The sequence below is a fragment of the Ruegeria atlantica genome (assembly GCF_013032005.1).
Lineage (GTDB): Bacteria > Pseudomonadota > Alphaproteobacteria > Rhodobacterales > Rhodobacteraceae > Ruegeria > Ruegeria atlantica_A.
Window position 1 is genome coordinate 1 of sequence record NZ_WQBE01000005.1, and the last position, 13788, is coordinate 13788.

The 13788-nt window shown below is 57.7% G+C and carries 9 protein-coding genes; 3 read left to right on the top strand and 6 right to left on the bottom strand.

The genetic code is table 11. The features are described 5' to 3' along the window. Positions 1–127: 127 nt before the first annotated feature. The 4 genes from GOX21_RS10880 to GOX21_RS10895 all read right to left on the bottom strand — a co-directional run bounded on the left by GOX21_RS10880 (position 128) and on the right by GOX21_RS10895 (position 5570). Positions 128–1129 carry a HupE/UreJ family protein gene (locus GOX21_RS10880; protein ID WP_170377174.1) on the bottom strand — a complete coding sequence of 334 codons (1002 nt, stop codon included), beginning with the start codon at positions 1127–1129 and terminating at the stop codon, positions 128–130. Next, the gene (locus tag GOX21_RS10885; RefSeq protein ID WP_170377176.1) at positions 1126–1947 is read right to left on the bottom strand and encodes a peptidyl-prolyl cis-trans isomerase; all 822 of its coding nucleotides are present in this window, start codon (positions 1945–1947) and stop codon (positions 1126–1128) included. The genes GOX21_RS10880 and GOX21_RS10885 overlap by 4 nt, the downstream gene beginning before the upstream one ends. A 126-nt stretch (positions 1948–2073) precedes the next feature. Beyond that, complete coding sequence (locus GOX21_RS10890) at positions 2074–3993, bottom strand: DUF3604 domain-containing protein (protein ID WP_170359372.1); 1920 nt, start codon at positions 3991–3993, stop codon at positions 2074–2076. A 140-nt stretch (positions 3994–4133) separates the two neighbouring features. Then, the gene (locus tag GOX21_RS10895) at positions 4134–5570 is read right to left on the bottom strand and encodes a PLP-dependent aminotransferase family protein (protein ID WP_170377178.1); all 1437 of its coding nucleotides are present in this window, start codon (positions 5568–5570) and stop codon (positions 4134–4136) included. Positions 5571–5630: 60 nt separating this feature from the next. On the opposite strand from GOX21_RS10895, the gene GOX21_RS10900 reads away from it, so the two are divergent. From GOX21_RS10900 to GOX21_RS10910, 3 genes are all read left to right on the top strand, one after another. Next, on the top strand, positions 5631–6281 hold the full coding sequence (locus tag GOX21_RS10900) for a pyridoxamine 5'-phosphate oxidase family protein (RefSeq protein ID WP_170377180.1): 651 nt from the start codon (positions 5631–5633) through the stop codon (positions 6279–6281). Between the two features lie 9 nt (positions 6282–6290). Next, entirely contained in the window at positions 6291–7061 is a 771-nt protein-coding gene (locus GOX21_RS10905; RefSeq protein WP_174818867.1) for a pyridoxine 5'-phosphate synthase, read from the top strand. A 136-nt stretch (positions 7062–7197) separates the two neighbouring features. Further along, positions 7198–10383 carry an ATP-binding protein gene (locus GOX21_RS10910; protein WP_170377184.1) on the top strand — a complete coding sequence of 1062 codons (3186 nt, stop codon included), beginning with the start codon at positions 7198–7200 and terminating at the stop codon, positions 10381–10383. An 18-nt stretch (positions 10384–10401) separates the two neighbouring features. On the opposite strand, the gene GOX21_RS10915 is transcribed toward GOX21_RS10910, so the two are convergent. Continuing rightward, the gene (locus GOX21_RS10915; protein ID WP_170377186.1) at positions 10402–12636 is read right to left on the bottom strand and encodes a CHASE2 domain-containing protein; all 2235 of its coding nucleotides are present in this window, start codon (positions 12634–12636) and stop codon (positions 10402–10404) included. Positions 12637–12742: 106 nt separating this feature from the next. Beyond that, positions 12743–13615 carry a FecR family protein gene (locus GOX21_RS10920; RefSeq protein ID WP_170359384.1) on the bottom strand — a complete coding sequence of 291 codons (873 nt, stop codon included), beginning with the start codon at positions 13613–13615 and terminating at the stop codon, positions 12743–12745. Positions 13616–13788 lie beyond the last annotated feature (173 nt).

Sequence of the window (13788 nt, forward strand, 5' to 3'; positions counted from 1 at the left end):
GATCAATCGCTTAACACACTCAACCCGTCAGAACCATAAAACATTGGGGTGAGAGGCAATAACCTCATCCAAAACAAAGCTTCAATGCCGGAAAACCAAATAGACCTCAGCCTCTGGGACCAAAAGCCTAAAACCCACTGACACGCTCGACCAGCCAATAGACCGACACGCTGCCGATGATATAGCCAGTGATTGGTCGGGTAACCCCGCTCAGTCGTAGTGGATTAAAGCGCGCCACCTGACGCCACAGAAACATTCCTACTGACAGGCCCGCAATAAAGGTAAGTTGTCCGGCCTCGACCCCAAGGTTAAAGGCCAGAAGTGCAGCTGGGATATCCTGAGAGGGCAGGCCGATCTCGGACAGGGCACCGGCGAAACCCAGCCCGTGTAGCAGGCCAAAACAAAAGCAGACAATCCATGGGTATTGCTCGGACAGTCTGATCTGCCCTTCTTTGTGTTTGAGAATTTCCAGGGCCAGGAAAACGATCGACAGGGCAATCACCGCTTCGACCGGGGCGGCAGGAACGTGCAGCACCCCCAGCGTTGCCAATGCCAGCGTGATCGAATGCGCGACTGTAAAGGCTGTCACTGCGCCGACCAGCCGCCAAGGATCACGCACCAGAATGAACAAGGCGAAAACAAACAGAAGGTGGTCCCACCCTTCCAGGATATGCTCGAAGCCAAGCCAGAAATAGCTGATGAAAACGGACCATGTGGTCGGATCTATTGGCAAAGTCAGGGCCGGCACTTCAGGTGTGAACCGGAGGGTGGCAATCGCAGATTCCAGTGGCTGAACGCGCAGAAGGACATCGTTGTTTTGTCGTTCGAGGCCCCGGATTGTGACTGTTTGTCCTTCGATCTCAGCCCCGCATTCTGCAACCCAAGAGGACACCCAAGCAACCGAGTCGAAGATCGGCGGTGGACCGTGCGATGGGGTGCAAGCTCCGGGCAGGATCGCGTCAATCCTCATGGGTTGGCCGTTCACATCCGGTATGCGCCACATCACTTGCCAGGTGCCTGGCGTCAATTGGCGAAGGTCCAGATATCCGGGGTCAAGCGCGTGTGCATTGCCGGTCTTTGGGGTGCAGGCCAACCAGATCGCTATTATCAAGCAAAACAGGGCCCTCATTCACCGGACCCCGGTGTTTCAACCCGGTACTGCGCGGCAAGGGTTTCGTATTGCGCCTGCGCCAGTTCCTCGGCCGTGTCCCGACGCCATGCTATCAGAACCGCATCGCGAATGTCCGTAAGTGGCGGCAGATATTCGGGGCGCGTTTCGGTAACACGGACCAGATGCATCCCATATCCCGATTGAATCGGCCCAGCCCAGACGCCCGGTTCTAAAGGGACCAGCGCAGCCGAAAACCCCGGGCCAAATGCGGCATCGACGGCGCCGGGGGGCGACAGCGGCATTGATCGAGGCATCAGGGATCGTACACCAAACTCTGACCATTCCCTGCCCGCTGTTAGTGCGGTAAGCGCGGTGTCCACATCCTCGGGTACCGGCTGATCGCCCAGATACACCTGATCGAATGCCTTCTGCCAAGGTTTAGTAAAACGTGCCGGGTTTGCCGCGACATAAGCTTCAAGCACAGCATCTTCGGGGTCTACCGAGGCGGCGATTGCATCCGACAGGAAATCCATCTTTTGTGCCAACCGTGCCCGGATTACCTGATCCCCGCGATCCAACCCCAGGTTGCGCGCCTCGCGCACCAGGATTTCCTCGCGCACCAGGGCGTCGATCAGCACCTGCAACTCTACGTCATTGGGCGGGCGTTTCCAGGTTGTTTCAAAGCGGGTGACCAAAAGCGTGACATCAGCGTCGTCGATAACAATTGCATCACCCCGTTCAGCGCTTTCGTCCTTTGGGCCCACTATGGCAAACCAGCCAAAGATGGCGGCTCCGATCAGAATAAAGTGGAGCAGGGGTTCTTTCAAAATATGCATGCTTAGTTCCGAAGACGCTTTCAGACCCGCCTTAATAGTAGTGGCGGGTCCTTTGATAAGTCAAACAGACTGCAGAATAATTACGCTTATATTCCAACGCAGTGGTGGTTATTCGAAAAAGGCCATTCACCCCGGAGTGTACCAAATCGGTGAGGAATAGGCGCGTTCCTGATGGATCAGTTGTGCGTCTTCCGGCAGATCAATGCCAAACCGCAACTTGTCGTATAGCAACCAACGCGGGGTGGGGATTTCCAGAACCCTGACGTAATAAAAGGCCCGTTCATTCGGGTCGAAATCCGGGTCGGACCAAACAGTGATCAACTCGGACGCGCCGATGGTATTGCTCCAGCTCGCGGTTTCCACATCCACAGTATTACCAACCTCGGGTAGGTTGCCATCTGCATCCTGTGACCGATCATCAGACCAGGCGACATTATAAACCTTTTCCTGCATCGCCCCGTCTGCATCCAGCCATCCTTTGACGACCTGAACCCGATCCAGATTTGCACCGATCGGGTCGCGCAAGGCACCAATTAGGAAGTTCGGTGCGCCATCCCCTTCGCGCGGGCGCAGGTCACCACCCATGGGTACGCCTTTCGTGTAACCGACATCCGCCAGAAAGCGCGTCTCAAGGTCGCCCTCGTCAAACGCCCAGCCTCCAAAGAAACGCAAACCGATCCGAGGGCCGGTGGTCGCATAGGTTTCGCGGCGCTTGAACGCATCGAAAATGGCTGAGCGTGTGTTGTCGGTGGCCCAAACGGCAGTGTAGCCCGAAGCGACCAGCAGATCGCCCGGTATCTCGCCCAGCTCATTGGCAATAAAGGGATGTTGTATCCGGGTGGGCGACGGTTCCACACTTACAGATTTGCCAAAAAAGTTGTCTTCTTCGGCGGTTGCCAGCGAAGTATGGCTGTCAGTCGCGCCGCCCATGCCGAATTTATAGGGGTTCACGCCGAACTTTTCTTCAAGCATCAGGCCGCGCTTGAGGGCTTCGCGCGCATACTCGCCCGCCAGCATGTCCTCAGTTTTCAATTCGGTGATATCGAGGTTGCCAATATCCCAGTTCTCATAGTCGGCAAAGGGATCATCCGGGCTGAGATACGGGTGGGCCTCGCCGTCTCCTTTGATTTGCGTGACCTCGTAGTGAGGCTCCCACCTTGCGCGGTTCTGGACGTATTCTTCGTCAACCTGGCCACCGTGATACGTGTCTTCGGTTGGGAACATCCAGCCGTTCGATAGGTTGCCGTTATGGGCGAAAGCCACCGCCCGGCCGCCGGTTTTGGCTTCGTAATCCTCCAGCCAAGAGTAAAGCGCCTTGGGATCGGTGTTGCCGTAGGGTGGCTGTGTTACCGGCGGAACAACCTGCAACGCGCGGATTGGTCCGTCGCGCAACATAACATTCCGGTGCAGGTTGAAGCCCTTGGGCACCGAGGTCCATTCGAAACCGATAAACGCGGTGAATTGACCGGGATCGTTGTGCCGTTCCGCGGCCAGGACGATATGTTCCCAGGTGAACGCAAAAGCATCGGCCCCCGGGCTGTAGGACTCCAGCAAAATCTCCGGCAACGTCATCTGAGAAAAATTTGTGATGATATCGAAGGCTGCTTTACCAGCTTCTTCGCCACCGGCCTTGTATCCTTCGTACCATTCCAGGCCCTTCGGGTCTGAGATCACGCCTGGTTTGCCAGCTTGTAAGTCAGGGGCAAAACCCATCAGGTCGGTATGATCGGTCAGCACCATCCAATCCAGCGGTCTGGCCAGTCTGACTGGTTGTCCGGTGGAGGAAATCACCTGCTCGCCTTTAGCAAATCGCCATGCGTCGTCAGGCAGCAGCGTGTTGCCGAATGCGCCCGCATCTAGTGACAGCCCCGTATGCAAATGCGTGTCGCCCCAAAGCGGGCGCTCGGGGAAAGTACGGTTGGCGTAGGGTGAAAAGGGACGCTCGGCAAAGGTTCCCTCGGCGGCTTCCTTGGTGGGAACGGCATCGGCAATCGCGCTTGCCGGGACAGAGACCAAAGTAAGTAAGCAGACAGACAGTCGAAGCATGTGAACCTCCCCATTCACAGAGTTCGCGGATTCAGCTTGTGAAATACCGAGAATATATATTCTTATTTGACGATATCATGTTGTGTGCTTCACGTGTGAAAAACTTTTTGACCATTATCCAGTAGGCAGCATGGCTTGCTTCAAAGTGGCAGCTGTATAAGAGAAACCAACTGAGCCGCCGCGTCCGAAAGTGTATCTTCGTCAAACGCCGCGTACCCCAGCAGTAAGCCCTGCATCTTTTGCGGCAACACACATTGGTCAGACAGTGCGCTGATGCGCAGTCCGTTTTCCCCGGCCCGCTGGCTGATTTCAATGTCGGACATTCTGTCTGCAAGTGCCGCTTGAAGTGCAACGCAAAGATGCATGCCCGACGAGTCCGGCTGAAGCTCCAGTAAGTCACAGGCGGGGGCGAGCGCGCTGAGCAGATGGCTCTGACGTCGCGCATAAACGCGTCGCATGCGTCGTAAATGCATAGCGAATTCACCGCTGTTCATGAATGTCGCCAAGGCGGGTTGCGGGATCAGCGAGGCGCGTGGCCCCACACGATCAAGATAGGTCCGCGTGCTTTTCAGCATGCGTTTGGGCACAACCAGATACCCGATCCTCAGTGCCGGGCTGACGAGTTTTGAAAAGCTGCCAAGGTAGATCGTGTTATTGAGGCCATCCAACCCCGAAAGCGATGGCAGAGGTTGCCCCCGATAGCGGAATTCGCTGTCGTAGTCGTCCTCGATCACCACCGCACCGGTCTGTCTGGCCCAATCCAACAAGGCGACCCGGCGGGGCAAGGGCAGGCTGACCCCTGTTGGATAATGCCGCGAAGGCGTGACGATAGTGGCATGGGCCTTGTCTGGAAGGCGTGTCACATCCAGCCCGTCCTGATCGATACGCACGGGGCAGGCTCCGTTGCCGGTATCCGTCAGGATCGCGCGCAGTTTCGGCCAGCATGGGTCTTCGATCGCAACCTGTTTGCCCGCACCAAGCAGCCCGTAGAATATCACCTCGAAGGCTTCGCGCGCACCTGAAGTGATCACAATCTGCCCCGGATCGCAGGACAGATGTCGCCACGCGGCAAGGTGGTCCGAGATGGCCGTACGCAGCGGATACCAACCCAAAGGGTCCGCTCGCGCCAAAAGCTCGGGCGTTGGGTTGCGCCATGCGCGTTCAAGGTGGCGGGCCCATTGTTTGTGCGGCAGCAGGGATTGATCCGGCAGACCGGTTTGAAAGGGCAGCCATTTCTGGGTTTTTGGACCCGCCGGGCGGAGGATGGGCTGCGGTTGCGACAGGTGGGTGATCTCGCTGGCCAAAAATGTGCCGCTGCCTTGCCGGGTGACCAGATATCCTTCGCTGATCATCTGGTCATAAACCGCCTGAACCGTTGTTCTGGATATCGACAACTCGGATGCCAGTGTGCGGCTGGCTGGCAGCCGCGTCCCGACCAGGTCAGGGGACGTAGATATGAGACCGCGCAGTGCCTCAAGCAGTTGCGCCTGAAGCGAGGTCTTCAGCGATGCATCCAACGAGATCGCAAAAAGATCTCGATTCAAATTGGCCTTAGGAAAAGTTTTAAAATTGGACATTTGAAAACATCCAATACCCGGGCACTACAGTCATAGCAAGATCAAACCCGGGCTATGACCATGAAAGAGACTTTGAACATCACCGACAGATCCCGCCTGCGTCGATCCCATGAGCGGGGGCATTTCGACCGTGCCACCATCAACAGTATTCTGGACGCGCAACCCATGTGCAGCGTGGGTTATGTGATTAATGGCAAGCCCTTTGTCACTCCGACGTTGCAATGGCGAGAGGGCAATCGCATCTATTGGCACGGGTCCTCGGCCAGTCGTGCGCTGCGCAATTCTCGCGATGCGCAGGTTTGTCTGTCAGTCGCAATTCTTGACGGGTTTGTCCTGGCTCGGTCCGGTATGCATCATTCCGTTAACTCGCGGTCGGTCACGTTGTTTGGCACCGCGGTCAAGGTTGAAGACCCGGCAGAAAAGCTGGACAAGCTAGGCAGGTTCGTGAACGGCCTGTTCCCGGGGCGATATGAAAGCCTGCGGCCCGATCACGCGCAGGATCTGAAGGCAACAATGGTGCTGGGCATGGATATATCGGAAGGTAGCGCCAAGGTCCGCACGGGCGGTCCAAATGACGAGGAAGAGGATTATGATCTGCCCATCTGGGCCGGGGTCATTCCCGTTCACACGTCGGTTGGTGATCCTATTCCTGATCCCCGAAACGTCGATGGCGTGCCGACGCCCGAACATGTGCAATCCTTTCGGCTGTAGGGCAGGGTGATGTCGGACCTTTCGGTAAATCTGAATGTTGCCGCCCTGCTGCGCAACAGGCGTGAGCACCCCTGGCCGGATTTGATAAGTTTGGCAAGGATCGCCTTGAACGCGGGCGCGGCGGGCGTGACGGTGCACCCCCGCCCGGATGAGCGCCACACCCGGCCCGATGATGTGCGCGGGCTACGCTCTATGCTTGACGCGGAATTTCCAGACCGGGAATTGAATGTCGAAGGCTATCCAGATGAACGGTTTCTGTCGCTGGTTCAGCAGGCGCGCGCGGATCAAGTGACTTTGGTGCCGGATGATCCGGGTCAGGCGACAAGTGATCATGGTTGGGATTTCCCGGCGCAGGGCGCGATGCTAGCGGATGTGGTTGCCGGGTTACAGGCGAACGGTCATCGCGTATCCCTGTTCTGCGACCCCGAGGCAGCGCACATGCCGCATGCGGCGATGACCGGAACAGATCGGGTTGAACTTTACACCGGCCCGTTCGGCGGATCTTATGACGACCCAGTGGCCGAGACGCAGGAACTTGACCGTCTGGCCGCTGCAGCGACCGCGGCTGCGGCGCAAGGGCTCAAGGTCAATGCGGGCCACGATCTGACGGTCAGTGGCACGCGCAAACTGATCGCTCGGATCCCGTCGATTGCCGAAGTGTCCATCGGGCACGCGTTGTTTTGCGATGCTCTGAACTTTGGAATGACTGAGACGGTTCGTCGGTATCTTGAGGTCTGCAGCATCCCTCAGGCAGATGATCTGTGGGCGGAAACTGTCTGAAACAGACAGGTGTCGCAGACTATGATCGCACCCGGCTTTGGGCGTGACATTTTCACTGCTATTTAAATAAGCCTTTGCGGCAATTCATCTGCAAATACTGGCGAGCCTGGATTGGCTGTAGTACACCTTTGCAGGTATGGGGAAGATTGCGGATAAACCTAAGCGGGAACAAACAGATAGCGAGCAACGGCGTCAGGTCACGGTGCTGTTTGCCGATATGGTCGGCTATACTGCGATTGTTACATCGCTTGGGGAAGAACAGGCGTTGGGCTTTGTTCGGCTGACCTACGATACGCTGGTTCGGGCGGTCGAGGCCCACGGTGGAACGGTGCGCGATTTTGCTGGCGACAGCATAATGGCGCTGTTCGGCATTCCCGAAGCGACCGAAGATACGGCACTGCGGGCCTGCCGGGCCGCTATGGCGATCCATGCGGCATTCGAAGCGTCCGCCGCGGATATCGAAGCGCGTTTCGGCGTGCGCCCGAAGGTGCGTGTGGGGATCAGTTCCGGTACGGTTCTGATGGCGGCTGTTCAGGGCGAGAGCGGCCCGACGACTGCTGTGGGCAGCACAGTGAATCTGGCCGCGCGGCTTGAAAATCTTGCCCCGTCGGGTGGAAGCCTGATCTGCGACACCACACGGGGGCTGGTCGAATGGGTGACCGAGCTTGGCTTTTTCGGCGAACATCAGATCAAGGGTTTGTCCGCGCCGCAAAAGCTGTGGCAGTTGCAGGCCGTTCACCCCGACGCAACCCGGTTCGACGCATCAGTGGCGCAAGGGTTGAGCGGCTATGTTGGCCGAACAGATGAACTAAGCATGATCTCCACCGCGCTGGAGCGGGCGAAAGACACCCGGTCCGTGATTGACCTGGTTGCCGAGCCGGGGTTGGGCAAAACGCGACTGGTTTTCGAGTTTCTTCATCGCCTACCTGCGGACGAGGTGTCGGTCCTGACGGGGAACTGCTTTGCCGATGGCCAGCAGGTTCCGTTTCTGCCGTTTCTGGAAATCACGCGAAATTCATTTCTCATCACCGATGCCGACAACCCGCTGCGGGTTCGGGCCAAGCTTGAGGCCGGGTTAAAAAAATCTGGGCTGTTCACGCAACAGAACCTTGGGTTAATGATGAATTTTCTGGGGCTCACACCGCCCGAGGGGGCTCTGGACGGTCTCGACGGTGTTCTGATCGGTCTGCGTATTCGCGAGTTGCTGACCGAACTGCTACGTCTGAAATGCGCGCGGGGCCAGGTTGTTTTGCTGATCGAAGATGGCCATTGGATCGACAGCGCGTCAAAGGACTTGCTGGCGAAAATGATCGAGGCTCCGGGCCTGTCGAACCTGCTGATCATCCAGACACGGCGACCCGAATACACACCCAGTTGGCAAAACATGGCCGGGGTGATGACCGTGGCGCTACGCCCGCTGAGGGTCGAAGACCTTGCCGCTCTAGCGCAAAACCGTCTTGGGGTGGACGCTCTGCCCGATGGGTTGGCCGAACAGCTGGCGGACCGTGCTGGGGGCAATCCACTGTTTGGCGAAGAAATCTTGGGCTTTCTGCTGGATCAGGGAGTTTTGCGCGTCGTAAATGGCCGCGCTCATATCGAAGCGGATATCAGCGACAGCGGGTTGCCCGTCACCATGCGCAGTCTTTTGACAGCCAGAATTGAACGACTTGATCCCGAAGATCGCGCCTTGCTGCAGGCTGCAGCCGTGATTGGTCGGCGTTTTGATCCTGGTCTTTTGTCCCAGATCACCGAGACGACCAAGTCAACCGGCGCCACCCTACAACGGCTGCAAGCGCAGGATGTGCTGTACCGCGAGCCGAACTCGTCGGATTACATCTTCAAACATGTGCTGCTGCGGGATTCGGTTTACCAAAGTCTGGTTCTGTCCCGCCGGTCTGACCTGCATCTTGCCATTGCCGAGGCGTTGGTGATGCGCAACGCCAACCGGTTGCACGAGGCCGCCGAGGTGCTGGCATTTCACTATGGACAGACGGATCGGGCAGATCAGGCGTTTCACTACAGTGCGATGGCTGGTGACAAATGCCTTGGCGTTTGTTCACTGGATGAAGCCAACCGGTATTTTGTGGACGCTCTTGAGCTGTATCAAAGCGACCCAAGTTGCGCCACAGATGCAGAATTCGCCGGGTTCATGGCCAGTTTCGCGCTGTGTTCCAATATCTCACTGCGGGTCAAAAAGATTATCGAACTGGCCGGGACGGTACGACCGATCCTGCAAAAGGCGGGAGACAGTTCGGATCACGCGCTGTTCCTGCACCACTATGTCTCTTGTCTGGTCTGCAACGGCAAGTATCACGAGGCGCATTGGGTTCAGCAGGAGCTGACAGACATGGCCGGTCGTCTGAATGATCCGGCCTCCAAGGCGTATGCCATGGTGAATGAGCTTTCGGTCTCAATCTATCACGCGCCGATCGACAATGACCGTTTCGAGGCGCGAAAACGCGAAGTCGAGGCTGTGCTGGAACAGATCGACGACGCCTATATCCACAATTTTTATCAGGCCACTGTTGGGTGGAACGAACTGACCCGGGGGCGGGTGGCGCGGGCGCATGCCGCATCTGATCGGATGATCGCCTTGGGAAAAGCCAAAAACGACCCGCGCTCGCTGGGCTATGGAACCGCCATGAAGGCACTGATCGCGATGGTCACCGATGATCACGAACTGGCGCTTGAAATGGCTGAGAAGGCGCGCAAAGCGTCAAAGGTCGAATTTGAGTTGGCCATAGCCGAAGCAGCCAGAGTAGGAGCCATGGTGCCGCTGGAAATGCCAGGGGCGACTGAGGTGGTCCAAAACCACATCAAGGCCTGCAACGACAAGGGGTGTACGCTGTTCACCTTCGGGCCCGCGGCGATGCTGGGGGTGGCCTATGCGCTGAACGGTCGGATCACGGACGGGTTGCGCCAGATTGAATGCGCCATTCAAAAACGTACCGACGAGGGCACCCAGGTATCCGCTGACTGGGCCCGTCTGTTTCTGTGCGAGATGTATCTGGCCATCCTAACAGGTGAAGGCGGCGGTTCGCTGGGGGTTCTATTTCGAAATTTCCGTTCGATTTTTTGGGTTATGCTGTTTGGAAAAAACCGTCTGATCGCGATGGTCGAGCAGGTGCGCAAGAACCCTCAGTTCGACCAAAATGGCCACTATATCGCGCGCTGCGATATGATCATGGGGCTGCTGTACAAGGCGAAAAAAAACAAGGCGCAGGCTATCGAGCATCTAAGCCGGGCCCGCGTCATCGTCGAGTCTGCAGGGCGATCTCCGATGCTGACACGCATTGATACGGCGCTGGCGGAAATGGCATAGCCTCTCCATTCGAATTGCTCAGGCTGATGGTTTTCGGGCGCGCCTTTGGTGGCTGAAGATCAACTGATTGGATTGGAAATCCGACCGGAAATCGGCGGCCCTGCCGGACAGCGCGTAATAGAACTTCATCAACCCGGGTTCGATATGGTGGGCTTGTTCGATGCAATCCTCGCATATTCGTTCAATCCGGTCCTGAGGGTGCCGGTCCCGAATGGCCGCGATCAGCCTTTGGTGGGTTGTTTCCAATTTCTGAAATTCAGGGGTTTCCAGTACGTCTTGATTGCCAACCAGCACGAAAACGGGTTCCAGGTCAGTTCGTCCCTTAAGGTCGACATACCCGGCCTCAAGCATCGCCATTTCGTGCCGCGTTTTCTCATACACCGAACTTGAGACAACGATGTCATAGTCCACATGGCGGCAGCTTTGTTCGATCCGCGCGGCGACGTTCACTACATCCCCGATGACGGTATAGTTGAACCTGCGCTTTGACCCGATATTACCGACGCAGGCCCGACCCGTGGCGCAACCGGTCGCCAGCGCAATCGGCGGCCGCCCCTGCATGACGTCCGAGGCGTTGAACTCTACCAGCGCCCGTCGCATCAACAGCGCCGCCTTTGCGGCACGGCATGGGTGATCTTCGACCGGCAGGGGGGCGTTCCAAAACGCCATTACCGCATCGCCGATGAATTTGTCTATGGTGCCCCGTTCCAGCAATATCTGGTCGCCGATCTGAGAAAACAGTTGATTCAGCAAGGTGACGAGATCGGTGGCCGAAACCGACTCGGACAAAGGTGTAAAGCCCCGGATATCCGAGAACATGACGGTGATCTCTTGTGTCTCACCGCCCAGTTGAAGCTGATGCCCCGACACCTCAATTTCATCCAGAATCTCGGGCGCGACATAGTGGGAAAAAATCTGTCGGATCACACGTTTTTCGCGCTCGGTCGAGATGAACAGATAGCCCGCCAGCAGGCCGAAATTTGCCATGCCCCCCATTAGCGGAAAGGTAACGTCGAACAGAACCAGTTGGTGCTGGAATGCCAGCCAACTGATGCCAAGGACAACCGCCGCCGCCACGCCACCTGCAACAAATGACGCAACCGCCCCGAACCGCGCCATGACGGCCGTGACCACTACGCCAAGAATGACGAAAGACAGCAGTTCGAGCGCCGACGTCACATCCGAGCGGCTTAGCATTTCGTCGGTCAGGACCTGTTCAAGAATTTGCGCATGGATCGACACGCCCGGAACAGATTCACCCAAAGGTGTCTGGTGCATGTCAAACAATCCGGCGGCCGACGTGCCGACCAGAATGATCCGCCCTTCGATTTCGGCGCGCAGATCGGGATTGTCCTGTGGCTGCATGATATCATCAGCTGACAGATACAGGTCCGGGTTATCGCGCCTGTACCTGACCCAGACCTCGCCGTTTTCGGTGGTTGGCAGGCGGAATTGACCAATCTCGACCGCCAGCATGATACCGGCCTCATCCGGCATGCCTTCGGCAATGATGACGGGTTCGTCTATGGCAACCCTTAGCGCCTCAACCCCCAGCCCCGGCAGCGCACCATCCGGCCCGCCCCACAAGACCGGTACACGGCGCACGATGCCCATACCGCCAAGGGGTGAGACATTGACCCCTCCAATACCTGCTGCCGCTCGATCCAGCGGTGAGGCTGGTGGGGTCCAATAAGGAACGGTAACCAGTCCCGAAGTCGGCGATTCCCCTATTTCGATGATCCCGGCCATCGGCGTGACGTGCCTGCCGTCGCTGGATTGCCGGGCTGCCGCGCCCAATACAACCGGCCAATTGGCGATCTCCATTCCGAACAGCACGTCATGGTCCAGCTTCTCGGCGTGGCGCTCAACTGACAGCACCCCAGAGAGCGAGGGTTCTTCCAGCAACCGCGCAGGCGAGAACCTGTCAGGTTCGACGAACAAAATGTCAAAGGCGATAGCGGCGGCCCCATATTCGCCCAGGTTCTGGACCATCTGTGCCAAAAGGGTTCGGGGCCAGGGCCATTGCCCCCAGTTTGCAAGCGACTGTTCGTCGATATCCACCACGCGGACAGGCAGATCAGGGTTGTATTCGCGGGGTGAGATGCGTTGCAGAATGTCGAAATAGATCAGCCGTGTCATCCGCACCGGATACGGATCGAGAACCCGGATAAAACACCCGAAAAGGATCAGGCCCAGCCCGACCAGCTGGAAGGCCCGCCGCCGCCCTGTTCTTTCTTTGGGCTTCCCGGTCACGTTTGCCTCCGAATATCGTGGTCAGCCCGGACGGACATGAACGGGATGTGCGCATTTTTCTGCGACAACGACTGATCTGATGTCATGCAGCGGGGCCTGTGTTTGCTCAACCGCCGCTATTGCCGCCGTTACCGCCAGTGGTGCCACTGCCGCTGCCGCCGCCAAATCCCCCTGTTCCGCCACCACCAATCGTGCCACCGCTGCCTGGCCCGCCGCTGCCGGAACCGCCGCCGATCGAGCCGCCACTGCCATCGCCACTGCCGCTACCGTTTCCGACATTACCGCCACTGCCGTTGCTGCTGCCAGTGCTGCTGCCGACGCTGCCGCCATTGCCGCTGCCGACGCCGACGCTGTTTGACGGGGACGACCCGGAGGCCCCAGCGCTTTGCACTTCACGCGGCCCCCAGTCAGGGCCGGATGCAGGGACCTCTGATCGTTGCGGCAGAGGTGGCACGGCGTCCCTGCCGCAGCCCGTCACATCTGTTTGCAATGGAATCAGCAATTGCTCTTGTGACTGAACAAAGGGGAACCCTTCTTTCACCGCTTGTTCGTAACTTTCCTGATCGACAGAGCGCCCGATACGTCCACTCTGTGTGGTGGCGAGAAGGTTGCATTTGCGCCCGGTCTCTTGGCAAATGCCGTTCTGACCACACATTTCTACTCGGCCCTGTAAAATCAGCATGGCGCTTTGCGCGCCGGGCGCGACCCATATGTCAAAAGTCGTTCCGCGTACGGCCATGGTCGCAGTGGGCGTTTGAATCGAGTAGGCGCGCTTTTTGCTTTTGCCAGAGATAAAGCGAAAGCTGCCGCCAAGGGCCTGAACCGCGAAGTTCTTGGCCTTTTTGTTGCCGCGCAGCATTGTCACATCCAGTGTCATCCGAGCATTCGGGCCAATCGCGATCTTGGTTTCATCGACGAAAACCAACTGAACCAGACCGCTGCCGTCGGTGGATATGGAATCGCCAGATGCAACTTCCATCCCTGTGCGCAACGGCTGCGATTTCCCTGCGCGCGTTAATTCAGCGCCTTGTTCGACGCCGATGACTTTTCCTATGTTGGCTAAGGCCTGCGAAGGCAGAAGCAAAACACAACAAATAACGAGTAACGATTTCAACCAAGCCAACCTAACGTCCTTCCCCCACAGATAGGTAC